20 protein-coding genes are annotated in these 23,611 nt (G+C 38.7%); 5 read left to right on the top strand and 15 right to left on the bottom strand.

The window, feature by feature from the left end; genetic code table 11:
* Positions 1-17: 17 nt before the first annotated feature.
* Both egtD and egtB read right to left on the bottom strand, forming a co-directional pair.
* Positions 18-992 (bottom strand): L-histidine N(alpha)-methyltransferase, encoded by a 975-nt coding sequence (egtD, locus tag I6F66_RS02305; RefSeq protein WP_197208637.1) that lies wholly within the window; start codon positions 990-992, stop codon positions 18-20.
* Positions 989-2,260 (bottom strand): ergothioneine biosynthesis protein EgtB, encoded by a 1,272-nt coding sequence (egtB, locus tag I6F66_RS02300; RefSeq protein ID WP_197208635.1) that lies wholly within the window; start codon positions 2,258-2,260, stop codon positions 989-991. Before egtB ends, egtD begins: the two co-directional genes overlap by 4 nt.
* A gap of 462 nt (positions 2,261-2,722) precedes the next feature.
* On the opposite strand from egtB, the gene I6F66_RS02295 reads away from it, so the two are divergent.
* A complete protein-coding gene (locus I6F66_RS02295) occupies positions 2,723-4,318 on the top strand; it encodes a BCCT family transporter (RefSeq protein ID WP_197208633.1) in 1,596 nt (531 codons plus the stop codon).
* Between the two features lie 99 nt (positions 4,319-4,417).
* Here I6F66_RS02295 and I6F66_RS02290 read toward each other — a convergent pair whose 3' ends face one another.
* The 3 genes from I6F66_RS02290 to I6F66_RS02280 all read right to left on the bottom strand — a co-directional run bounded on the left by I6F66_RS02290 (position 4,418) and on the right by I6F66_RS02280 (position 8,182).
* Positions 4,418-5,128 carry a 3'-5' exonuclease gene (locus I6F66_RS02290; RefSeq protein WP_197208631.1) on the bottom strand — a complete coding sequence of 237 codons (711 nt, stop codon included), beginning with the start codon at positions 5,126-5,128 and terminating at the stop codon, positions 4,418-4,420.
* Positions 5,129-5,131: 3 nt separating this feature from the next.
* On the bottom strand, positions 5,132-7,027 hold the full coding sequence (locus tag I6F66_RS02285; protein WP_197208629.1) for a DUF294 nucleotidyltransferase-like domain-containing protein: 1,896 nt from the start codon (positions 7,025-7,027) through the stop codon (positions 5,132-5,134).
* Between the two features lie 147 nt (positions 7,028-7,174).
* Complete coding sequence (locus I6F66_RS02280; protein WP_197208627.1) at positions 7,175-8,182, bottom strand: rhodanese-related sulfurtransferase; 1,008 nt, start codon at positions 8,180-8,182, stop codon at positions 7,175-7,177.
* A 208-nt stretch (positions 8,183-8,390) separates the two neighbouring features.
* Here I6F66_RS02280 and I6F66_RS02275 point away from each other — a divergent pair, with 208 nt between their 5' ends.
* Positions 8,391-9,719: a DEAD/DEAH box helicase gene (locus I6F66_RS02275; protein ID WP_197208625.1), complete on the top strand. Its 1,329-nt coding sequence runs from the start codon at positions 8,391-8,393 to the stop codon at positions 9,717-9,719.
* A 2-nt stretch (positions 9,720-9,721) separates the two neighbouring features.
* Positions 9,722-10,555, top strand: a complete 834-nt coding sequence (locus I6F66_RS02270; protein WP_024590152.1) for a S1 RNA-binding domain-containing protein — start codon at positions 9,722-9,724, stop codon at positions 10,553-10,555.
* Positions 10,556-10,598: 43 nt separating this feature from the next.
* On the opposite strand, the gene I6F66_RS02265 is transcribed toward I6F66_RS02270, so the two are convergent.
* The 10 genes from I6F66_RS02265 to gyrA form a co-directional block, all read right to left on the bottom strand.
* Positions 10,599-10,973: a hypothetical protein gene (locus tag I6F66_RS02265; RefSeq protein ID WP_007583062.1), complete on the bottom strand. Its 375-nt coding sequence runs from the start codon at positions 10,971-10,973 to the stop codon at positions 10,599-10,601.
* A 93-nt stretch (positions 10,974-11,066) separates the two neighbouring features.
* Positions 11,067-11,771 carry an orotidine-5'-phosphate decarboxylase gene (gene pyrF / locus I6F66_RS02260; protein ID WP_010552857.1) on the bottom strand — a complete coding sequence of 235 codons (705 nt, stop codon included), beginning with the start codon at positions 11,769-11,771 and terminating at the stop codon, positions 11,067-11,069.
* Positions 11,772-11,814: 43 nt separating this feature from the next.
* Positions 11,815-12,951, bottom strand: a complete 1,137-nt coding sequence (gene lapB, locus I6F66_RS02255) for a lipopolysaccharide assembly protein LapB (RefSeq protein ID WP_197208623.1) — start codon at positions 12,949-12,951, stop codon at positions 11,815-11,817.
* Between the two features lie 2 nt (positions 12,952-12,953).
* The gene (locus tag I6F66_RS02250) at positions 12,954-13,235 is read right to left on the bottom strand and encodes a lipopolysaccharide assembly protein LapA domain-containing protein (protein WP_197208621.1); all 282 of its coding nucleotides are present in this window, start codon (positions 13,233-13,235) and stop codon (positions 12,954-12,956) included.
* 21 nt (positions 13,236-13,256) lie between these two features.
* A complete protein-coding gene (ihfB, locus tag I6F66_RS02245; protein WP_007583054.1) occupies positions 13,257-13,544 on the bottom strand; it encodes an integration host factor subunit beta in 288 nt (95 codons plus the stop codon).
* 67 nt (positions 13,545-13,611) lie between these two features.
* Positions 13,612-15,279 carry a 30S ribosomal protein S1 gene (gene rpsA, locus I6F66_RS02240; RefSeq protein WP_002961176.1) on the bottom strand — a complete coding sequence of 556 codons (1,668 nt, stop codon included), beginning with the start codon at positions 15,277-15,279 and terminating at the stop codon, positions 13,612-13,614.
* Between the two features lie 96 nt (positions 15,280-15,375).
* Positions 15,376-16,086 (bottom strand): (d)CMP kinase, encoded by a 711-nt coding sequence (cmk, locus tag I6F66_RS02235; RefSeq protein WP_197208619.1) that lies wholly within the window; start codon positions 16,084-16,086, stop codon positions 15,376-15,378.
* A gap of 106 nt (positions 16,087-16,192) precedes the next feature.
* Positions 16,193-17,470 (bottom strand): 3-phosphoshikimate 1-carboxyvinyltransferase, encoded by a 1,278-nt coding sequence (gene aroA / locus I6F66_RS02230; protein WP_197208617.1) that lies wholly within the window; start codon positions 17,468-17,470, stop codon positions 16,193-16,195.
* Positions 17,470-18,552, bottom strand: coding sequence for a 3-phosphoserine/phosphohydroxythreonine transaminase (gene serC / locus I6F66_RS02225; RefSeq protein ID WP_197208616.1), 1,083 nt, complete (start codon positions 18,550-18,552; stop codon positions 17,470-17,472). The genes aroA and serC overlap by 1 nt, the downstream gene beginning before the upstream one ends.
* A gap of 151 nt (positions 18,553-18,703) precedes the next feature.
* Complete coding sequence (gyrA, locus tag I6F66_RS02220) at positions 18,704-21,403, bottom strand: DNA topoisomerase (ATP-hydrolyzing) subunit A (protein ID WP_197175224.1); 2,700 nt, start codon at positions 21,401-21,403, stop codon at positions 18,704-18,706.
* Positions 21,404-21,580: 177 nt separating this feature from the next.
* On the opposite strand from gyrA, the gene ubiG reads away from it, so the two are divergent.
* Both ubiG and I6F66_RS02210 read left to right on the top strand, forming a co-directional pair.
* The gene (gene ubiG / locus I6F66_RS02215) at positions 21,581-22,291 is read left to right on the top strand and encodes a bifunctional 2-polyprenyl-6-hydroxyphenol methylase/3-demethylubiquinol 3-O-methyltransferase UbiG (protein WP_197208614.1); all 711 of its coding nucleotides are present in this window, start codon (positions 21,581-21,583) and stop codon (positions 22,289-22,291) included.
* Positions 22,291-22,971, top strand: coding sequence for an HAD family hydrolase (locus I6F66_RS02210; protein ID WP_197181116.1), 681 nt, complete (start codon positions 22,291-22,293; stop codon positions 22,969-22,971). The genes ubiG and I6F66_RS02210 overlap by 1 nt, the downstream gene beginning before the upstream one ends.
* The last annotated feature ends 640 nt before the right edge of the window (positions 22,972-23,611 follow it).

Below are 23,611 nucleotides of genomic sequence, written 5' to 3'. Positions count from 1 at the left end.
ATATGGTAAGTAACTGTTTAAAGAGGCCTTAATAAGCACAAAGCAAAATAGTTACTATCGTCTTGCCACGTTTGCTCTAACTTTAAATTAGCCTGCGCTGCAAGCTGCTTAAACGACTCAAGCGTGTACTTATGAGAGTTTTCTGTATGAATGCTTTCACCTTCTATAAAGTCTATTTGCTGATCGTTTATAATCACACTCTGAGTACAATTACTTACTAAATGCATTTCAATACGACTATGTTGCTCGTTAAAGCGTGACTCATGGCTAAAGTTATCTAAGTTAAATGTGCCATTTAGCTCGTTATTAATACGTTCCAGTAAATTTTTATTAAACGCGGCGGTGACTCCCGCTTTATCGTTGTAGGCATCAAGTAGTACTTGGCGCTCTTTGACTAAATCAATTCCAATTAACACATACCCGTTTACACCGCATAATCGATGGAAATTATTCATAATCTCAATCGCTTTTACAGGAGCAAAATTACCAAGAGTTGACCCCGGAAAATACACTAAGTTAGTTTGACTCTCTAAAGCGGTATCTTTGGTTAGCTGTTTGACCATTTGGCTATGTGTAAAGTCTCCTAATAATGGCGAAATTGCCAAATCTGGAAATAACGGTGACAAATGTGCAAGTGAATAACTGAGCATCTCCTCAGATATTTCAAACGGTACAAAGGTTTTAACGTTTGCCATATGCGCTAATAAATAGGCTACCTTTTTACCCGAGCCACAGCCGGGCTCTATAATAGAGAGGTTTTCAGGTAGCATTTGAGCAATCGACTTCGAATGTTGCTCTAATATAGAAAGCTCTGTGCGTGTTACATAATATTCTTGCAGTGTTGTTATTTGCTCAAATAATGCAGCACCTTTATCATCATAAAAATATTTACACGGAAGCGTTTTTTGTTGTTGAGTTAATCCGCTTATCACATCATTTAAAAATTCAGTGTCGGTTATGTTGCTTTGCTTAATCGCTGTTATTTGGCTCATACTATATCCTTAGCTAGTCTAATTCCGCTGCACATCCACGCTTGGTGCGGGTAATAAAAATTACGGTATGTTTGTCGTAAATGGTTTTGAGGGGTAAACACACACCCGCCGCGTAATACCATTTGGTTATTCATAAACTTACCATTGTATTCCCCTGCTACGCCTTCAATAGGTTTAAAACCGGGGTATGGTAAATATGCACTGTTCGTCCATTGCCAGCATGAATCAGTTAACTGACTTATTTTAGTATCACCTTTTGCTAATTGAGGTGTGAGATAACGCTCTTCTGCTTCAACCAAATAATCGTTCTTAGCCGCATATTCCCATTCGAACTCGGTAGGCAAACGCGCTTTTACAAAATTAGCATAGGCACTGGCCTCAAAATAACTAACATGGCAGATGGGTGCATTTAAATTAAGAGGCTGCAACCCATAGTGTGTAAACTCAAACCATTCGTTATTTATGCAATGCCAATATAATGGCTGTGTTAATTTGTTATTTTGAATGTTTGCCCAACCATCGCTCAGCCAATACTGTGGGTCGCTATATCCACCGGTATTTATAAACTCTAAATATTCACCATTAGTGACTAACCTGTTAGCAAAGCTAAATGGATGAATTAATACTTGGTGCTTAGGTAGCTCGTTATCATATGCAAATTCGTCGTCGGCATTTGTGCCTATATTAATAATGGCTTGCTCAAAGTTTATAAAATTAAGAGGCTTAATATGAATTGGTTTATTTTGATTAGTTAAAAGTGATGTTTGATATTGTGGAAATAATGGGTTTACTGAAAAGTTATATTTGATGTCCATAAGCATCAGCTCTTGATGCTGTTGCTCGTGGTTTAATCCAAGATCAATAATATCTTTAATTTGTGGACTAACTTCGCTCTTAAGCAATTCAATAATACAGCTATCTACATGCTTTCTATAAGCTAATACTTCATCTAAACCAGGTCTGGATAAACTACCTCGGTTGGCGCGCTTAAATTGCTCTCCAATACCATTGTAGTAAGAATTAAAAAGCATTCTATAGTGAGAGTTAAACACAGTGTACTGCTTGCAATAAACACTAAGTAAAAACGTTTCAAAAAACCAGGTGGTGTGCGCTAAATGCCATTTGCTTGGACTGGCATCTGCCATAGCTTGTAGTTGGCAATCTTCTACAGTGAGTGGTTCAATAATAGCCAGACTTTCGCCTCTAACGCTGCAAAAGCGTTTAACAAGTTCGTTTTGATTGGTATTGTTTAAAGCGCATTCACGCATAATAGTATTAATCCTTTGCCTATCTATTTATAAAATATAGCTTAGTGTTGTGTTAAATCATATTCATATTACAACTTGATTAAAGATGCTTATCAGCTTATAAATTTATAATAGCCCTAATCTTAAGCATTGAATATATGTTGTTAAAAGTGATCTTTTTTTACTTAACCAAGTAAATTAATACTTTTAATAGCAAACTAAATTTTAACGTTCACTGAATTTATAATTTTAGGGCTTTTTAAATAAAAGAATCATGAATTTGGCTATATAAACAGCGTTTTAAATGCAAATTCATTTACATTTAATATTTAACTCATACACTACTAGCTGTATGATCACTCTTCAAATTAGTTAGTCTTCAAATAATTATGGTATTACATTTACTTAATATTTAAAGGCTAATGTAATTCGATATGACGCCGAATTTATTTTGGCTTGTTAGGACAACTAAAGAGGTATTGCATGAAGGAAAATCATGACAAATATAGTATTGACAGTACAGACTACACTGTAGGTCAAGACAACGTACAAAAATGGGGGCTTGATATACATAACTCTGTTTTCGGCATAAGTGCCGGACTGATTGTCATTTTTTTAATCGCCATTCTTGTTACCGATCCACAAACGGCTAAATCTGCGCTTGATGGTATAAAAACAGATATCATCAATAACTTTGACGCCTTATTTATGTGGGCTGCTAATTTTTTCGTTGTTTTTTGTTTAGCGCTTATTGTTTCACCTTACGGTAACATTCGTTTAGGTGGTGATGATGCTAAACCGACTCATTCACGTATTTCATGGCTAGCTATGTTATTTGCTGCTGGTATGGGTATTGGCTTAATGTTTTGGGGCGTTGCTGAACCACTGGCTTATTATACAGGCTGGTTTGAAACACCACTGAACGTAACACCTAATACACCCGAGGCAGCAAAAGTAGCAATGGGTGCGACTATGTTCCACTGGGGCCTTCACCCGTGGGCTATTTATGCAGTTGTCGGACTTTCGCTTGCATTTTTCACTTATAATAAAGGCTTACCGCTTTCTATTCGTTCTATCTTTTATCCTATTTTAGGTGATAGAGCATGGGGCTGGCCAGGTCACCTTATCGACATTTTAGCCGTGCTTGCAACCCTGTTTGGTCTTGCTACTTCTTTAGGGCTTGGGGCACAGCAAGCTTCTGCAGGTATAGACCATGTATTTGGTACCTCAGGCGGAGTTGGTTCACAAATTTTAGTCATTATAGGTGTTTCACTTTTAGCTATTGTTTCAGTAGTTCGTGGGATTGATGGCGGCGTTAAGGTACTTAGTAATGCCAATATGCTAATTGCCTTAGTTTTGCTTATCTTTGTTTTTTTAGTAGGCTTTGCTGTTTCTGTAGGTAATATCCCGACTACTGTTATGGGGTATATAGAAAATATCATTCCACTAAGTAATCCTCATGGTCGTGAAGATGAAACTTGGATGCACGGTTGGACCGTATCTTATTGGGCATGGTGGATTTCTTGGTCACCATTCGTAGGTATGTTTATCGCGCGTGTATCACGTGGTCGTACAATTCGTGAATTTTTAATTGCGGTATTACTTGTCCCTACTGCTGTTACTATTCTATGGATGTCTATATACGGCGGCATTGCCATTGATCAAGTAGTTAATGGTGTGGGTGAATTAGGTGCTAATGGTTTAACTGAAGTACCTCTAGCTATGTTCCAGATGTTTGATGCATTACCTCTATCTAATATCTTATCGTTTATTGCGATTGTACTAGTATTAGTATTTTTTATTACGTCATCGGACTCTGGTTCTTTGGTAATTGATTCAATCACTGCCGGTGGCAAAATTGATGCTCCAGTACCACAGCGTATTTTTTGGGCTGTGACTCAAGGTGCGGTAGCCGCTGCATTACTTTGGATAGGCGGGACTGAAGCGATTCAAGCACTTCAAGCTGGCTCTGTATCAGCAGGATTACCTTTCACTATTGTATTGTTATTTATGTGTTTAAGCTTAGTTCTAGGTTTACGAACTGAGCCTCGCTCAATTAAAAATACTTTTAATAAGTAACACTTTTACTTAGTAAAAAAGCGCCGCAATTTTTTGCGGCGCTTTTTTGTTTAACTATTTAAGATTATCAATTCGCTTAATAAAGTGATCAAATTGGTATTATACCCACAACTCTGAAATTGGAGTGTCTACACGGTAATGATGACTCAGCTGCGCTTGTAATAGCTCAGCGGTAGCAAGCGCATCTGTTAATGCATTATGGTTTTGATACGCGGGCAAAGAATAACGCGCACGGCAATCTGTTAATCTGAGTGAGCCAAGTTTTGTGTTAAACAATCGGCCTAATACTCCCTGCCTTGCTTTTAGTGCTCTTTTTTCTAGCTCCATTGTATCAACAAGTGCAAACTCAATACCTTCTTTAAGCCTTAGCAATAACGCATTATTTAAAAAATGGCGCTCTATTGCAGCGTAATGCACCACTACAACTTTGCCACTTAGCGCTTCAAGTAAAGGCTCAATAATTCGGTTAAAGTCAGGAGCATCGTCTACCTCAGAGTGTGTTATTCCATGGATTAAAATAGACTCTTCATGTAGGTTACGTCTTGGTTGAACAACCCAATGCCGACTGTGTTTGCAATAAATACGCTTTAAATTAAATGGCACTAAGCCAACACTCACTATATCGTCGTTCTGGCTATTTAAACCTGTTGTTTCAAAGTCCATTGCTACAAAAGGCACATCTTCTACTGCGGCTTTATCTTGGTTATAAGCACCTGCATAAAAGTGTTTTAACAATTTATTTTCAGTGTTGCTGGCAAGCTCGTTATATCTAGCTTGCCAATCAAGTACTTTATAATTACGTGGATTCATAGGCTACTTCACACCAGAATTTGCTGTGTAGCTAAATTTTAAATAGCTTTGTGCTTTTTCTAAAATAGCGAACGCCTCTTTTAAATTTCGCTGCTCGAACGGAGACAATAAATGTGGATCTAAGTCATTATCAGGCTCTTCGCCCTTCTCTATTTGCCACGCTTGATGACGAATTCGCATCATGGCTATGTACTCAAGTGCATCACGTAAATCTTGCGCTTTACCCTGCGGTAGTAGCTTAGCTTCAATAATATCTTCTAAACGCTCAAACGAATTTTGTTTACGCGAACCAATGGCTAACGCATGTACACGTATAACATCAGAAAGCGGTGCTGTACCTCTTCGCTTTAAGTTCATTGAACGTTTGTGCTGGCCATTATGCTCCATAACAAAGCCTTTAAAAAAGCCAAGCGGTGGTGTTCTATTTCGAGCATTTGCAGCCATATTTGCTAGAAATATACGATTCGCTTTACTTTGTTTCGCTATAAATATTTTAAGCTCATTAGCCCACTTAGTTTTACCCCACACCCCGTCTAAATCAAAAAATATAGAACTATTAAGCAGCGCTTGTGGTTTTGGCTGAGCAATCCAATCAGCAAATTGATCAAACCATTCGGAGCGGGTTTTACGCCACTTTTTAAACGACGCCATTATTTCGCCATCACAATAGGTATAACCACATTGCGCTAGGCCATCACAAACAAAGTCTGAGATATTCTGAAAATATTCGTTATGTTTTTCGTCGTCGTAACTGTCATCTAAAATTAGTGCGTTATCTTGATCAGTTACAATAAGTTGCTCGTCGCGAGCCATTGAGCCCAGTGCAATAAAGCAATAAGGGACGGGAGGTGGGCCAAATTTTTCTTCAGCTAATACGAGTAATCTTTGCTTAAATGTACGCCCGATAACGGCCATCGCAGTACCAATCATGTGTGAATTTGCATCTTCATTAACCATGCGTACAAATACATTGGGTAATTGGCGTGCATAATGCGCTAAATCCTCAATTGTTTGTTGAGCAAGTATGCCGCGTACAAGTAATAAGCTGCTTTGCGATTCATAACGTAAAATATCAGAGAGAGATATAACCCCTATAGGACGTCTTTTTTGTACTACGGGTAAATGATGGAGATTATCTCTGAGCATGGCCAGTACCGCTTCAAAAATATAGTCATTAGCGTCTAAAAGCACTAAGTTAGTTGACATAATCTCTTTTGCTTGTGTGTTAAAAGCAAGCCCTTTAGCCACTACTTTTGAGCGTAAATCCCTATCGGTTATTATGCCAACGACTTGTCCATCATCTTCTTCTGGGTCATCATTTATAGGTTTATTTACATCAGTTACCAAAACCGACGATACCGCTTCTTCGGTCATCAATTTTGCAATATCTTGTATTGTAGACGTTGCATCTACGGTGACTACATCTCTGTGAATTAATGATTTTACCTTCGCAGTTGTAAGGTCATTCCCATCAGCTTGTTCAACAATAGCTTGATGTAAACGCACATTACCATCTGTTTCAAAGTAATCAGCAAATGCATCAAACTCATCACAGTAGCGGTTAAATAGTTCAACATTTATACAATAAACTAACGTATCTTCAAGAGCAGTTGCAGGAAAACGGACCTTACGGTTCATCAATAAACCCATTTGACCAAATATTCCTGCAATGGCCAAACGATTGTATAGCTCACCATTCCGGCGATACATTTCTACAGAACCACTTCTAATCACATACAGATCAGATATGTCTTGTCCAAAACTTAAAATGTCTGTTTTTGCTCTAAAATAAGCAACTTCTACTTGTTGAGCCAGCTCATTAAGCGCTTTTTGAGGTAAGTCATCAAAAGGAGGATGTTGTGCTAAAAATTGTGCGATTTCAACTTGTTCGGCTTGCATAAATCCCTTCCTGTATGCGCATTAAAATGACTAAATATGTTTGCAGATTAACACTATCATCGGAGTGTGAAAACAATTACTGCACAATTTTGGGCACAAAAAAAGAGCCTAAATAGACTCTTTAAATGTAATACTTATTGTAAAAATTTATTTACCGCGCTGAGCGTCTTTTTGCGCTTTTTTAGCTTCTTTACGTTGCTGTAAAACGGCTTGCGCTTCATTGCCAATATGACCTTCACCACGCGCTTGTGCTAGTTCTATTTGCTTTTGGCGTTCAGCAAAACGCGCGCGTTGTTCGTCTGTTACTTCCTCAATACAATGATGACAAGATACACCTTCCATGTATTCTGGCTTTAACTTTTCGTCTTCTGTAATTGGCATACGGCACGCGTGGCATTGATCATAAGAGCCTTTTTGTAAGTCGTGATCAACCGCAACGCGATTATCAAATACAAAACATTCGCCTTCCCACATGGTTTCTTCTTTTGGCACTTCTTCAAGGTATTTTAAAATACCGCCTTCAAGATGATAAACTTCATCAAAACCTTGCTCTTTCATGTAGGCTGTCGATTTTTCACAGCGGATACCGCCGGTACAAAACATCGCTACTTTTTTATGTTTCTCAGGGTCTAAGTTTTCTTTTGCCCACTGTGGAAATTCACGGAATGTCGTTGTATTTGGATCGACTGCATTTTGAAAAGTACCAATCTCAATTTCGTAGTCATTACGTGTATCAATTAAAATAACCTCCGGATCAGAAATAAGCGCATTCCAATCTTTTGGTTTTACATAGCTACCCACAACTTTTAGAGGGTCAATGCCCTCAACGCCCATCGTTACAATTTCTTTTTTGAGTTTTACTTTAGTGCGATAAAACGGGCATTCATCATCGTAAGATTCTTTTGTTACAATGTTTTTTAAATTTGGTTGCGTATCAAGCCATGCTAGTAAATTGTCTATCCCTTCACGTTTTGCAGAAACAGTGCCGTTTATTCCTTCAGCCGCAAGTAATAACGTACCGCGTACTTCATTCGTTTCCATCACTTCAAGCAATGGCTTACGGATATCTTCAAATTCAGGTAAACCAACAAACTTATACATCGCACACACTACAAAGTGCTCATTTGTTACATTATCTTTATGGACAGCCGTCATTTTATTTCCTATTTTGCTTTTTTAGCCAGTATTGGCGTTTACCGAATCGTAAATCCGGCGCATATGGGGCGCGTATTTTACGCTTTTTTAATTTAATTGCAAAAAATAGCGCTATAGATTGGTTTTTACTGTTAGCGACCTATCTGTGTAAGCTATAATGCGCTGATAAATTTATAGACTTAATTTGCTCATTTTGGAGAAACACACATTGCAGTTTACTGATCTTGGGATTGATACACGCCTTGAAACACAATTAGCACATCAAGGGATCACCCAACCCACCGACATTCAAGCTCATGCGGTGCCTACAGCACTTGCGGGGTATGATATTTTCGCTCAGTCTAAAACTGGGTCGGGCAAAACCTTGGCGTTTTTATTACCTGCTGTACAAAGGGTTATGAAACAAAAAGCACTCAGTAAACGCGATCCTCGTGTACTTATTGTTGCTCCTACTCGTGAGCTTGCTACGCAAGTATTTACTCAGCTGCGTTTATTAATTGCAGGCACAGCCATTAAGGCCGTAAAAATACTTGGTGGCGAAAACTTTAATGACCAAATAAAAGCACTTAGAAATGACCCACAATTCGTAGTTGCTACACCAGGGCGTTTAGCTGATCACATTACAAAACGTTCATTACAATTGAGTGGACTAGAACTGCTTATTTTTGATGAAGCCGATCGTATTTTAGATTTAGGCTTTACCGAGCAGTTAAAAATGATTAACGAGCAAGCTAATCACCGTTTACGTCAAACGTTATTGTTTTCTGCAACACTTGACCATGCTCAAGTAGATGCTCTATCACGTAACCTATTAAAAAAACCAAAGCAAATTACGCTAAGTGCAGCGAACGAGCAACATAGCGATATTAAACAAACTTTATATCTAGCCGATCACCTTGATCATAAAGAAGCGCTATTAGAGCACTTTTTGAATCAAGATGATGTTGGTCAATGCATTATCTTCACAGCAACACGTTCTGACACGAGTCGCTTGAGTGAAGCGCTTAATGCTAAAGGCTTCAAGTCTGTAGCGCTTGCTGGTGATTTAACACAAAATAAACGTTTAGATATAATGGATTCGTTTAGTCGCGAAAACTTTAAAATATTAATCACCACCGATGTTGCATCTCGTGGTTTAGATTTACTAAGTGTAACGCATGTTATTAACTTTGATTTACCAAAACACGCTGAAGAGTATGTACACCGCATAGGTCGTACAGGACGAGCAGGCTTTAAAGGTAACGCAATTTCATTAGTTGGCCCAAAAGATTGGGCAAGTTATTTAGCTATTAAAGCATTTTTAAATGATGAGTTAAAATTTGCGAGCGTAGAGGGCTTAAAAGCTAAGTTTAAAGGCTTAAAAGAGAAAAAGCCTGAGGCAACGTGGGATAAATCTAAAGAAAAATCCGCCGCTGTTAAAAAGCCTGTATTTAAACGCAAAGCCAAAGCTAAAAAGCCAACAGCACCTATTAAAGCACCAATGAACATTGATGGCGATACACCAATGCGCCGTAAAAAAAAGACTGAGCAGGAATAATTATGAGTTACCTAGGAACCACACAAACATTATTTGTAAAAGAAGTGAGTAACGAAGGTGCTTACTTAGACGGTCATGATTTAGGTGAAGTGTTTTTACCAAAACAAGAAATTAAACATGAGCTTGAAGCGGGCGATAGCATTAGTGTATTTATCTTTTTAGACAACGCTAACTTAGCAACTGCCACCACTAAAAAGCCACACGCACAAGTAGGTGAATATGCCCTGCTTCGCGTTAAAGAAATTAATAGTATTGGTGCATTTTTAGATTGGGGTCTTGAGAAAGATGTACTAACCCCTTTTAACGAACAAAAACCACGCATGCAAGAAGGTCACTCATATTTAGTTCGTTTGTACCTTGATAATGCAAGCCAACGTATTTGTGCATCAAACAACTTTAATCGCTTCCTATCTAAAGATGAGCCGCAATATACTCACTTACAAGAAGTGGATTTAATTGTTGCTGGCAAAACAGATATTGGCTACAAGGTATTAATTGAAGAATCGCATTTCGGTGTTGTTTTTTATAATATGGTATTTAAAAGCTTATTTGTGGGTCAAAAGCTTAAAGGCTTCATTCAGAAAGTACGTGAAGATGGAAAAATTGATGTTGTATTAGAAAAACCAGGTATGGGAAAAGTAAGTGACCTTGGTGAAACTATTATGCAAAAACTAAAAAATGAAGGTGGAGTTATTCCATTAGGCGATAAGTCTGAACCTGAAGCGATTAAAAAGATGTTTTCTACTAGTAAAGCTAATTATAAAAAAGCGATTGGTGGATTGTTTAAACAAGAGTTGATAGATATTGAAGCGAAATCCATTCGCTTAAGATCTTAATTATAAATAATAGGCTGTAATTACTAATATTATCTGTTTGTAATTAACCTAAAATATACTTATAAGGCAATGTACATTGCGTATATTGCCTTGAATAATCAAGCACTTCACCTTTTGACTCTAGGTTAAGCGGTGCCAAACGAAAAACCTTCTTTTCGCATTCTATTTTTTTATCATCAAGCTTAGATATGCAATCAGTTACTGTTATATGCTGAGATGTAAGTGTATCCTCATTTTTGTAACACAGGTGGTGTGCATAATCTTGCATTGTTTGTTTAAAATCGAACATATTGACAGGGTAATTCGTGATTATATCTGTTACTGATGTAACATCATCATATGCTTTATTAGAAAAAAGATTTTTATTTACTGAAAAACCCGCAACAATAATAATTATAAAACCTAATAATAACTTCAAAACAAACCCCTACTACATTTCAATCCTAATAATGTAACATAAAATACACATGAGGTAAGGGCTTTTAGCACTATATTGCTGCTTTTTGTTAAATTATGCTATAGATCTATTAACATCACTAAGCACTTTTACGGGATCATCCGCCTGAGTAATAGGTCGTCCTATAACTAAATAATCACTTCCTGCATCTATTGCTTGCTTAGGAGTCATAATACGCTTTTGATCGCCAGCATCACTGCCTTCAGGACGTATACCTGGTGTTACAAGTTTAAAGTTCTCACCTAACTCTGCTTTTAAAGCTTTTGCTTCTTGTGCAGAACACACAACGCCATCAAGCCCTGCTTCCTTTGCAAGCTTAGCTAAATATATAACTTGCTCTTGAGCAGATTTATCAACGCCTAAACGCTTTAGTTCTGTTTCATCCATGCTTGTTAATACAGTAACCGCGATAAGTAATGGCGCTTTATCGCCAAATTGTTCTAGAGCCGATTTAGCTTTGCTCATCATTTCAAAACCACCAGAAGCATGAACGTTTACCATCCACACACCCATTTTCGCAGCTGCAGTAACAGCTTTAGCTACTGTATTAGGGATGTCATGAAATTTTAAATCTAGAAAAACATCAAAACCTAAATCAATTAACTCTTTAACAAATGCAGGTCCAAAATAAGTAAACATCTCTTTGCCTACTTTAAGACGACATGTATCAGGAGAAAGTTGTTTAACAAAGTTTAAAGCAACCTCTTGATCATCGTAATCTAATGCTATAAGAATTTTTTTTGAGTGTTCGAAAGACATGACTATCCTAATGTATGGCAGTAAAATTATTAATATGGGGTTATTAAAATCCGTCTAAGCCTCGACTTGGAACAATGGTTTCCCAATGCTTACAAGAGGGGCAATTCCAATATATTGTGTAACTTGTAAAACCACAATGCTGACATTGAAAGTCAGGCTTTGTAGCAATATAAGAGGTTACAAGCTTATCAATTTCATTAAGTACTTCTTTAGAATTTTTATTTTGGTCACCCATTAATTGCAGTAAAAAACTGAAACCACGAATAGTAGGTTGACGTTTTAAGCTATCAGTTAGAAATTCAAAGGCTTGTTTAGTGTGTCCTTGCTCAAGCAGTGCTTGGCAATGTTTTATTTTAATTAATACACCGCCCTTTTCTAACAAGTCACTGACTAATTCATGAAATTGATGCGTTAAATTTAATTGTTTATAGCTGTGAGCAAGCTCATCAATAAACAACGGCGCAAACAAAGTGAATTGTGATACAAGCTCACGCCAGTAATAAATAGCTTTAACGTAATCTTCTTTCGCGTAAGCAACTAATCCTAACTCGTAAAGCGGACGTACGGCTTTATAATTTAAGCTAATCGCTTTTCTCATTAGTTGGGGTGTGTTATCACTTAAAGCTGATTCACAATAAAAATTAGCAATCGCTTTAAATTGTTGTTCTTTTGAAAATAGTTCGCTGTGGGCTTCAAACATGTTGATGCCTTTTTCCCATTCACGGGTTTGCGAATATAAAGTAATAATAGGGTCTAGCGCTTCTACATGGCCAGCCTTAACTAACCAAACTAAGTGCTCTTCTGCACTATCTAGTAGACCAGCCATTATATAATCTTCGGCAAGTTCTAAACGGCTAGTTGCAGCTTGTTGTTCATTTAAGCCTGGGTGTTTTAATAGAAGTTCATGAATTTTAATTGCGCGGTCTAATTCACCTCTACGGCGAAACATGGTGGCAAGTGTAGAATAGTGTTCAACAGAGTCAGCTGAAACTTCAAGCAAATTAATCAAGTGCTCTAAGCCTTGGTCTTCTTCTCTGTCGAGTAGAAACTTTAAGCCTTTGCTGTATTCAGAAGTGATCTGACGATTTAGTTGATGAGCTTGGTTTTTAGCACTGTTTTTACCCATAATCCAGCCGTAACCGGCGGCAACAGGTAATAGTAAAAACAAAAGCTCAATCATAGTTAGGTGTCTTTATTCGCGGCAAGCTTTTTTTTATCTTTTTCAGGCGCTAATTGCTTTTTTAAGCGGTAGTTTTGCCACTTTAATTGTGAAAACAATTTAAAGCTAATAAAACAACCCACTAAAACACCTAATAAAAAGCAGATACTTATTATTACAGCTAAAGGTAGTTTATTACTGGCTATAATATAATTTATTTGTACTAACTGTGGGTTTTGTGACCCTAATACAAATGCATTGATAAGGCATAGCGCAACCAGAATAATTTTTAATACCTTGAACAAGTAACTACTCCACTAAGTTAACTAGGCAATGCTTTCATTTACGCGGTCGCGTAATTCTTTGCCTGGTTTAAAATGAGGTACATGCTTTCCTTCAAGCTCAACTGTATCGCCAGTCTTAGGATTACGACCTGTGCGAGGAGCGCGGAAATGCAAAGAGAAACTACCAAAACCTCTGATCTCAATACGATCTGAAGTAGATAATGAGCCGGCCATTTGTTCAAGAATTTCTTTTACAGCATTCTCAACATCTTTCACTGGAACGTGTGCGTGTTGTTCCGCAAGTGTTTCTATCAGTTCTGACTTAGTCATAGCGTTTCCTTAAAAAGAGATATAGGAAGGGCAAAAAATGCCCTTCCAACTAAAAACTAATTATATATTAGTCTTTTTGTGCATTTGCGAAAGCAGCTGCCATTGCGTTTTCAAACACTGGCTCTTCTTTCTTAAGCTTCTCTAGTACTTCTTTCTCTTCTGCTTCGAAAAGAGCTTTTACAGATAAGCTTAAAGTGCGGTTCTTACGATCAACACCAACGTATTTAACTTCAATCTCGTCGCCTACAGAAACAACAGTAGTTGCATCTTCAACGCGCTCTTGAGCGATATCAGCTACACGTATGTAACCTTCAACGCCTTCGATAAGTTCAACAGTTGCGCCTTTCGCATCAACTTCAGTCACTTTACCTTTAACAATAGCACCTTTTTTGTTTGCATCAAGGTAGTTATTGAATGGGTCAGCTTCGATTTGCTTAACACCTAGAGAGATACGTTCACGCTCTGGGTCAACTTGCAATACGATAGCAGTGATTTCGTCGCCTTTCTTGAATTCACGTACAGCTTCTTCGCCAGGTGTATTCCAAGAAATGTCTGAAAGGTGTACAAGACCGTCAATACCACCGTCAAGACCGATAAAGATACCGAAGTCAGTGATTGATTTGATCTTACCAGTAACTTGATCGCCTTTGTTCTGTAGACGAGCAAATTCCTGCCAAGGATTAGCAATACATTGCTTAAGACCAAGAGAAATACGACGACGTTCTTCGTCAATTTCTAAAACCATAACTTCAACAGTGTCGCCTAAGCTAACAACTTTTGAAGGATGGATATTTTTGTTAGTCCAATCCATTTCAGAAACGTGTACTAAACCTTCAACGCCTTCTTCGATTTCCACGAAACAGCCGTAATCTGTAAGGTTAGTAACACGACCAGAAAGTTTAGAACCTTCTGGGTAACGACCAGCGATAGCTGCCCATGGATCTTCACCAAGCTGTTTAAGGCCTAGAGATACACGAGTTTTATCTTTGTCGAATTTAAGAACTTTAACTGCGATTTCGTCGCCAACATTAACGATTTCTGAAGGGTGCTTAACACGCTTCCAAGCCATATCAGTAATGTGTAGTAGACCATCAACACCACCAAGGTCAACGAATGCACCGTAGTCAGTAAGGTTCTTAACGATACCTTTAACTTCTTGACCTTCAACAAGGTTAGCAAGAAGCTCTTCACGTTCTTGTGAGTTTTCAGATTCGATAACTGCACGACGTGAAACAACAACGTTGTTACGTTTTTGGTCAAGCTTGATTACTTTAAATTCAAGCTCTTTGCCTTCAAGGTGAGTTGTGTCACGTACTGGACGAACATCAACAAGTGAACCAGGTAGGAAAGCACGGATTGAATCAACTTCAACTGTGAAACCGCCTTTAACTTTACCGTTAATAACACCAGTAACAGTTTCTTGCTCTTCACATGCTTTCTCAAGACGGATCCATGCTTCGTGACGCTTAGCTTTCTCACGAGAAAGAATAGTTTCACCGAAACCGTCTTCAATTGCATCTAGTGCAACATCTACTTCGTCGCCAACAGCAACTTCAAGTTCACCAGCAGCATTTTTGAACTGCTCAGCAGGGATAGCACTTTCTGATTTAAGACCAGCATCTACAAGTACAATGTTGTTCTCGATTGAGATTACTGTACCTTTAACGATAGAGCCTTGCTCTGCTTCAAAACCCTTTAAGCTTTCTTCAAATAACTGCGCAAAATTTTCTGACATACGAATATACGTCTCTATATATTATACCAATAAGCAACCATGCTGCATGGGGTTGTTAAAATAGCACTGGCATCCTGCTGGCGCATAAAATGTGTTTTAGCTTCGTTTAGGAAGCTTACCTTCAGAGATAGCAATATCTAATAAAGTTATTACTTTATCAAACACTTGCTGTGCATTAAGTTCGCTAGTATCGATCTCAATAGCATCCTCTGCAGGTACAAGCGGAGCAACGGCACGATTCATATCGCGCTCATCTCGAGCTTGAATGTCCTGTAATAGACCACTTAGTGTAACATCAAGACCGCGCGTATTCAACTCAACAAAACGTCTGCGAGCTCGCTCTTCTGCGCTTGCTGTTAAATATATTTTTAACGGTGCATCTTGAAAAATCACAGTGCCCATATCACGACCATCGGCGATTAAGCCATTTTCAGTGCGAAATGCACGCTGGCGGCGTAATAATGCTTCACGAACGCGAGGTAATGCTGCAACCTTTGACGCTGCAGCGCCTACTTCTTCATTACGAATAGTAGTCGTTACATCTTCGCCTTCTAAAATAACTTTTCCTGCATTAGTTTGGCTATCTACCAAAAACTGCACATCTAAATTTGCAGCAAGAGGGACAAGCCCTTCTTCATTGTCTAATGCAATTTGGTGATGAAGTGCAGCTAAAGATAAAACGCGATAAATCGCACCACTATCTAGTACATCCCACCCCAACTTGTCGGCTAACAAGCGACAAACAGTTCCTTTACCTGAACCACTTGGGCCATCAACGGTGATCACGGGCATTAATAACGCCTGCATTTAAAACCTCCTGCAATGCACACCTAAATAAACCGCGACATTATACGTCAGTTATTAAAATATATCTGCTATTAGTGTGTAACTTTTGTAATTACTTCTAAATAACTTATTCACTGACTGATGCTAAAACATTGAAAAATGTAGGAAATGTTTTATAAGTACACTTTGGATCATTAATCGTTATTGGCTTTCCGCCTACGGCAACCATAGCAAAACACATAGCTATACGGTGATCGTCGTAAGTGTCTATTGCTACATCGTTGAAGTGTTTAGGCGGTGTAATTTCTATAAAGTCATGCCCTTCTACAACTTCAGCGCCTACTTTTCTAAGCTCAGTTGCCATTGCGTACAAACGGTCTGTTTCTTTAACGCGCCAGTTATAAATATTACGAATAGCGGTTTTACCTTTAGCAAACAAAGCAACTGTTGCCAGTGTCATTGCTGCATCAGGAATTGCATTCGCATCTATATCTACGCCATTAAGCTCGCCTTTACGAACAACTAAACGCTCATCATACCAATCAATTTTAGCGCCTACTTGCTCCATTACTTTAGCAAAGCCTATATCACCTTGAACCGATTTAGCGCCAACACCTTTAATTTCAATCTCGCCGCCAGCAATTGCAGCCGCAGCAACAAAGTAAGAAGCAGAAGATGCATCGCCTTCAACCATAATTCGATCGAGTGATTGATACTGTTGACCACCTTTAACTTTGAAAGTTGCATAATCACTGTGTTCAACATTAACACCAAAACGTGCCATTACATTAAGCGTAATATCAATATAAGGTTTAGATACTAAAGTCCCCTTAATCGTTATCGTTGTATCACCGCTAAATAATGGCGCTGCCATTAATAGAGCCGTTAAAAATTGGCTTGAAATACTGCCGTCAATTTCAACTTCACCGCCGTTGATTTGGCCGCCTACGATTTTTAAAGGTGGATAATCTTTATGTTTTGTATAGGTAACATCGCCACCCAGCGTTTGTAGAGCATCAACTAAGTGCCCTATTGGGCGCTCTTCCATACGCGGCTCGCCTATTAGCTCGTACTCACCTTTAACGGCAGCAAGTACAGCCGTTAAAGGTCTGTAAGCAGTACCTGCATTACCTAAAAACAAGGGCTCAGTAGGTGTATTAAACACACCACCAACTCCCTCTACGGTCGCTACAGTGTGTTCATCATTTAAAGTTACATTTACACCTAATAACTTTAAAGCACCCAGCATATGGCGTATATCGTCACTATCAAGTAAGTTTTCTACAACGGTGGTACCGTTTGCCAGTGCTGCTAATAATAAAATTCTGTTCGATAGACTCTTTGAACCTGGTAGGGTTACCGTGCCATTTACTTTAGAAATAGGTTCTAAACGGAGCTGCTCCATTAGCTGTGCTCCTTTGCAAATGCATCCATAAAATCTACAAGTGCTTGAACACCTTCAAGAGGCATAGCGTTATAAATACTTGCGCGCATACCGCCCACAATTCTGTGACCTTCAAGTGCAAGTAAACCGGCCTCGTTTGATTGAGCAACAAATTTGCTATTTAAGCTTTCATCGTTTAACCAAAATGGAACATTCATGCGTGAGCGGCAGTGTTTAGCGACTATATTTGAATAAAAATCTGAGTTATCGATAAAATCATACAGTAAATTTGCTTTAGCAATATTTTGTGCTTCCATGGCTTTTACCCCACCATTGCTTTCAAGCCATTCAAATACTTCAGCCGCTAAATACCAAGCAAAGGTAGGTGGGGTATTAAACATACTGCCCTGCTTTGCTTCAAGTGCGTAATCTAAAATACCGGGTTTTGGTAAGCCTTCACGCTCTAATAATGTTTTACGCACAATAACGATTGATATACCCGATGGACCAATATTCTTTTGTGCGCCGGCATAAATTAAATCAAATTTATTAACGTCTATTTCGCGCGATAAAATAGTTGACGACATATCGGCAACAATTGGTGCTGTTGGGTGGCTAGGTACATCAAAAATCTCTAAGCCATCAACGGTTTCGTTAGGGCAATAGTGGATGTACGCTGCATCTGCTGGTAAATCCCAGTCAGCTACCGCTTTAATAGAAAACTCGCCATCAGCATCATTACGTACATCAGTAAAAGTCGTTTGAGTGAATTTACTCGCTTCATCTCTCGCGCTTTTTGACCATACGCCATTTTCGCAATAAAAAGCGGTTTTACCTTCTTGGTGTAAATTTAAAGGCACAGCACTAAACTGACCACGACCACCACCATGCATAAACAGCACTTCAAACTCATCACTAATATTCATTAGGCGGCGTAAGCTTGCTTCACATTTGGCAGTAAGCGCTAAAAACTCTTTACTACGATGGCTTATTTCCATCACAGAAACACCTAGATCTTGCCAATCTAGGAACTCTTTTTGCGCTTTTTTCATCACCGCTTGCGGAAGCATAGCGGGCCCCGCACAAAAATTATATTTACTCATTACCTTTGCCTCATTCCAGTAATTTAACTACTAAGCATGAACGTATAATACCAACTCACTAAACCTTTAATGAATGAATATAATTTCACACCCTATTAATTTTTTTCAACAAGATTAAAAAAAGCGGCCTTAGCCGCTTTTTCAATTTCAATTATTCAGAAGGAGGATTGTCATCCACTACTTCTTCAATAACCGTATCAACTGTTTCAACGTCATCGATATCAATTAAGTCACTTTCTGTAACTTCAATCTCTTCTATACGTTGTAAACCAACTACTTGCTCTCCGTCAATAGTTCTGATCAAAATAACACCTTGCGTGTTACGTCCAACCGTAGAAACTTCATTAACGCGAGTTCGTACTAAGGTACCACGATTAGAAATAATCATTATTTCATCGTTGTCGTCAACTTGAACAGCACCAACAACAGCACCGTTGCGTTCACTCACCTTGATTGATACAACACCTTGTGTTGCACGACTCTTAGATGGGTAATCTTCAAGCTGTGTACGCTTACCGTAACCATTTTCAGTTACCGTTAAAATAGCACCGTCAGTTTTTGGAACAATTAACGAGACAACACGTTGCTCGTCTGGCATTTTAATACCACGAACACCTGTAGCAGTACGACCCATTGGGCGAACACCTTTGAAGCGAATCTCAGGGTTACCTTCTTCGTCTAATACTGGGTTACCGTTTTCATCAACAACGGTAGTTTCTTCAGCTTCTTTGAAGCGTACAACTTTACCTGCATCAGTGAACAACATAATTTCGTTGCTACCATCGGTAATATCAACACCAATCAAGCTATCGCCATCATTTAAGTTAACAGCAATAATACCGCTTGCACGTTGACGACTATAAGCCGTTAATGGTGTTTTCTTAACTGTACCGAATGCAGTTGCCATAAAGATATATTTATCTTCTGCGTACTCGCGTACTGGCAATATAGCAGTAATGCGCTCATCAGCTTCAAGTGGTAACAAGTTAACGATTGGCTTACCGCGCGCTGCACGACTTGCTAATGGTAACTGATACACTTTAAGCCAATATAAACGACCGGCCGTAGAGAAACACAATATAGTATCGTGTGTATTTGCAACTAACAGACGCTCGATGAAATCTTCATCTTTCATCTTCGTTGCTGACTTACCTTTACCACCACGACGCTGCGCTTCGTAATCAGACAATGCCTGATACTTCACATAACCTTCGTGAGAAAGCGTTACTACAACGTTTTCTTCAGTAATTAAATCTTCTAAGCTTATATCGTGAGCTGCGGCGTTAATTTCTGTACGACGCTCATCGCCATATTGCTCTTTAATTTCTACTAGTTCGTCACGAATAACTTCCATTAAACGCTCAGGCGTAGCCAAAATATATAAAAGATCAGCAATTAAATCTAATAAGGTTTGGTATTCACTTATAATCTTTTCGTGTTCAAGACCAGTCAACTTGTGTAAACGTAAATCTAATATTGCTTGAGCTTGTTGCTCAGAAATATAATATTGACCATCACGAATACCTAAATCATCAGCAAGCCAGTCTGGGCGGGCAACATTATCTTCGCCTGCTTTTTCAAGCATGCCTTGTACATGACCTAGTTCCCACGGACGTGCTGTTAAAGCAATCTTAGCTTCAGCAGGTGTAGGAGATTTACGAATAAGCTCGATAATTGGGTCAATGTTTGCAAGTGCAATCGCTAAGCCTTCTAGCGTGTGAGCACGGTCGCGAGCTTTGCGTAAATCAAATACGGTACGACGAGTTACTACTTCACGACGGTGAATAATAAACTCTTCAAGCATTTCTTTTAAATTAAAACACTTAGGTTGGTTATTAATTAAAGCAACCATATTCATACCAAACACAGTTTGTAACTGAGTTTGTGAATATAAGTTATTTAGAATAACTTCGCCTACGTCACCACGTTTGATCTCAATAACGATACGCATACCGTCTTTGTCTGATTCATCACGTAGCGCACTAATACCTTCAATTTTCTTATCTTTAACTAGCTCAGCAATTTTTTCAATTAGGCGAGCTTTGTTAACTTGATAAGGAATTTCGTGAACGATGATTGTTTCACGGCCTGTTTTTTCATCGGTTTCGACGTCGGCGCGTGCACGCATGTACACTTTACCACGGCCAGTTAAGTAGGCTTGTTCGATGCCCTTCTTACCGTTGATAATTGCAGCCGTTGGGAAATCAGGACCAGGGATATAATCCATTAACTCTAAAATAGTTAAATCAGGATTTTGAATAAGTGCCAAGCACCCGTTCACAACTTCAGTTAAGTTATGTGGTGGAATGTTTGTAGCCATGCCTACTGCAATACCCGACGAACCATTCACTAATAAATTAGGAACTTTCGTTGGTAAAACATCAGGGATGAACTCTGTGCCATCGTAGTTAGGAACGAAATCAACCGTTTCTTTTTCAAGATCGGCTAATAACTCATGCGACATTTTTGCCATACGTACTTCTGTATAACGCATTGCCGCTGCTGAATCACCATCAACCGAACCGAAGTTACCTTGGCCATCTACAAGCATATAACGTAGTGAGAATGGCTGAGCCATACGAACTATCGTGTCATAAACTGCACTGTCGCCGTGTGGGTGGTATTTACCGATTACGTCACCGACCACACGGGCCGATTTTTTGTAAGGCTTGTTCCAGTCATTACTAAGCTCGTTCATTGCAAACAAAACGCGGCGGTGAACAGGTTTTAAGCCGTCACGTACGTCTGGTAATGCACGTCCTACTATTACGCTCATTGCGTAATCTAAGTAGGAGTTTTTTAACTCGTCTTCAATATTGACTGGCAGAATTTCATTGGCGAGATCAGTCATTTGATATCACATTCCTTCAGTATCAGCTCTCAACAACCCGGTATTGGGTATTAAGAGTATTTGTTATTATTACTAACAGCCATGCTATCACAATTAATTTCAATTTACAGGCGCAAAACTTTGCGATTTATCAATTTAGCCCTATATAATGGCCTCAGATTGACGAGGAAGTATTTTATGACCGAACATCAAAATGTAGATCACGCAGAAATAGCAAAATTTGAAGCCATCGCAGAGCGTTGGTGGGACCTAGACGGAGAATTCAAACCTCTTCACGAAATTAACCCGTTACGTTTAGATTTTATAGCAAACAAAACGCAAGGCTTATTCGATAAAGAAACACTCGATGTTGGCTGTGGCGGCGGCATTTTAAGCCAAAGCATGGCGCGTATGGGTGCTAAAGTAACCGGTATCGATATGGGACAAGAGCCTTTAACTGTTGCTAAATTGCATAGTTTAGAGACAGGCATAAATGTAGATTACATAAAAGTACCTGCCGAAGAGTATGCATCACAAAACCCAGAACGTTTCGATGTAATAACGTGTATGGAAATGCTTGAGCACGTACCCGACCCAGCTTCTATCATTCATGCAGTAGCAGCACTTGCAAAGCCAGGTGCAGATGTGTTTTTTTCAACGCTGAACAAAACGCCTAAAGCATATTTATACGCGATTGTTGGCGCCGAAAAGCTATTAAAAATGGTACCTGAAGGTACACATGACCATAAAAAGTTTATAAAACCTGCGCAACTTATTGCATGGGCAGAGCAAGCGGGTTTAAAAGTACGTGCAAGTACAGGGCTTTCTTATAACCCACTATCAAAGCAATATACGCTTAATAACGACGTTAGCGTAAATTACATACTTTATTTTGAGAAGTTAGCTTAATGGCTAGCTCTCAATCCCCACAGCCTCTTATTGAGTACGATGCATTTTTATTTGATTTAGACGGCACCCTACTCGATACCGCTGATGATTTAGGCGCTGCTTTAAACGCAGTGCTTATTAGTAATAAAATCACACCTGTTAGTAGTGATGTATACCGCCCTGCAGCATCTAACGGCGCAGGCGCATTATTAGAGGCTGGTTTTAAAGAATTATGGGCTAAACAACCCCAAAGCGAGCTTATAAAGCAATTAGTTGACGAGTACGCTGCAAACATAGCAAAGCACACGCATTGCTTCTCTGGTGTTGAATCGTTACTTATCGCCCTTGATCAGAAAAAGATCAAATGGGGGATCATGACTAATAAACCAGGGTTTTTAACCGATCCTTTAGTGGCAGCTATTCCCGCATTAAAAAATGCCAGTGTGATAATAAGTGGCGACACATTAGCTGAAGCGAAGCCATCACCTCTACCACTGCTACATTGTGCAAAGCTTATGCAGGTAGAACCAAGCCGTTGTTTATACATTGGTGATGCACAACGTGACATACAAGCAGGCAAAGCGGCAGGTATGCATACCGCAACGGCACTTTGGGGTTACATCCCAAGTAAAGATGAAGCGATAGCTTGGGAAGCCAATTTTAACTGGCTAAGCCCAATTGATGGTTTTAACCATATATAGTGCTATGTTAATTATTAAACACTATATATTGTGATTGTGTTAGTTTTCACACAAAGCTTGCTGATAAAAAAAGCAGTCAGAATTTATTTTTAAAATGCGTAAATTTAGCAGATCATTAGTTTACTTTTTAAACGCCTTTGGTTGAGTGGTCGTTTAAGTGTGAGCGTCTACTAACACAAATACGCTATACCGAAGTTATCCACAAATAGGGGCAATTATGTCCCTTGCAAAACAACTCAGACCACATTAGAGTTTTATTAACACTTTGATGGGATTGATATTTCAATTAAGTGGAGGGGCTAACACCATACTCAAATTTTGAATATGATGTTAGCAAAGACACTTGCTCGAGTTTTAAGAAAGTGCCCAAGTTTGGAAGTTTGAGCGTAACTTATTCTTATATTCTCAGCAAGTGACTAACTCAGATTTAGGATAACTAAAATTGAAGTTCAGTTTATCTATAGAAATATCAGAAAGTGTAATAATAGGTATTTTTAAAATTATTACACTGAGCAGCATGCTCTTTGTATAAATTTAAATGGGCTATCTTTTAGCCCATTTCTATATCTTCCCTCTAATTATGCTTTTTATTTATAAAAGCGTTCAACCATGAACACTAAACAACTCACTTAGATAGTGC

Origin of the sequence: Pseudoalteromonas sp. NZS100_1 (genome assembly GCF_015864285.1) — a bacterium.
Taxonomy (GTDB): Bacteria; Pseudomonadota; Gammaproteobacteria; order Enterobacterales; family Alteromonadaceae; genus Pseudoalteromonas; species Pseudoalteromonas arctica.
This window is presented reverse-complemented; position numbering and strand designations above follow the sequence as displayed.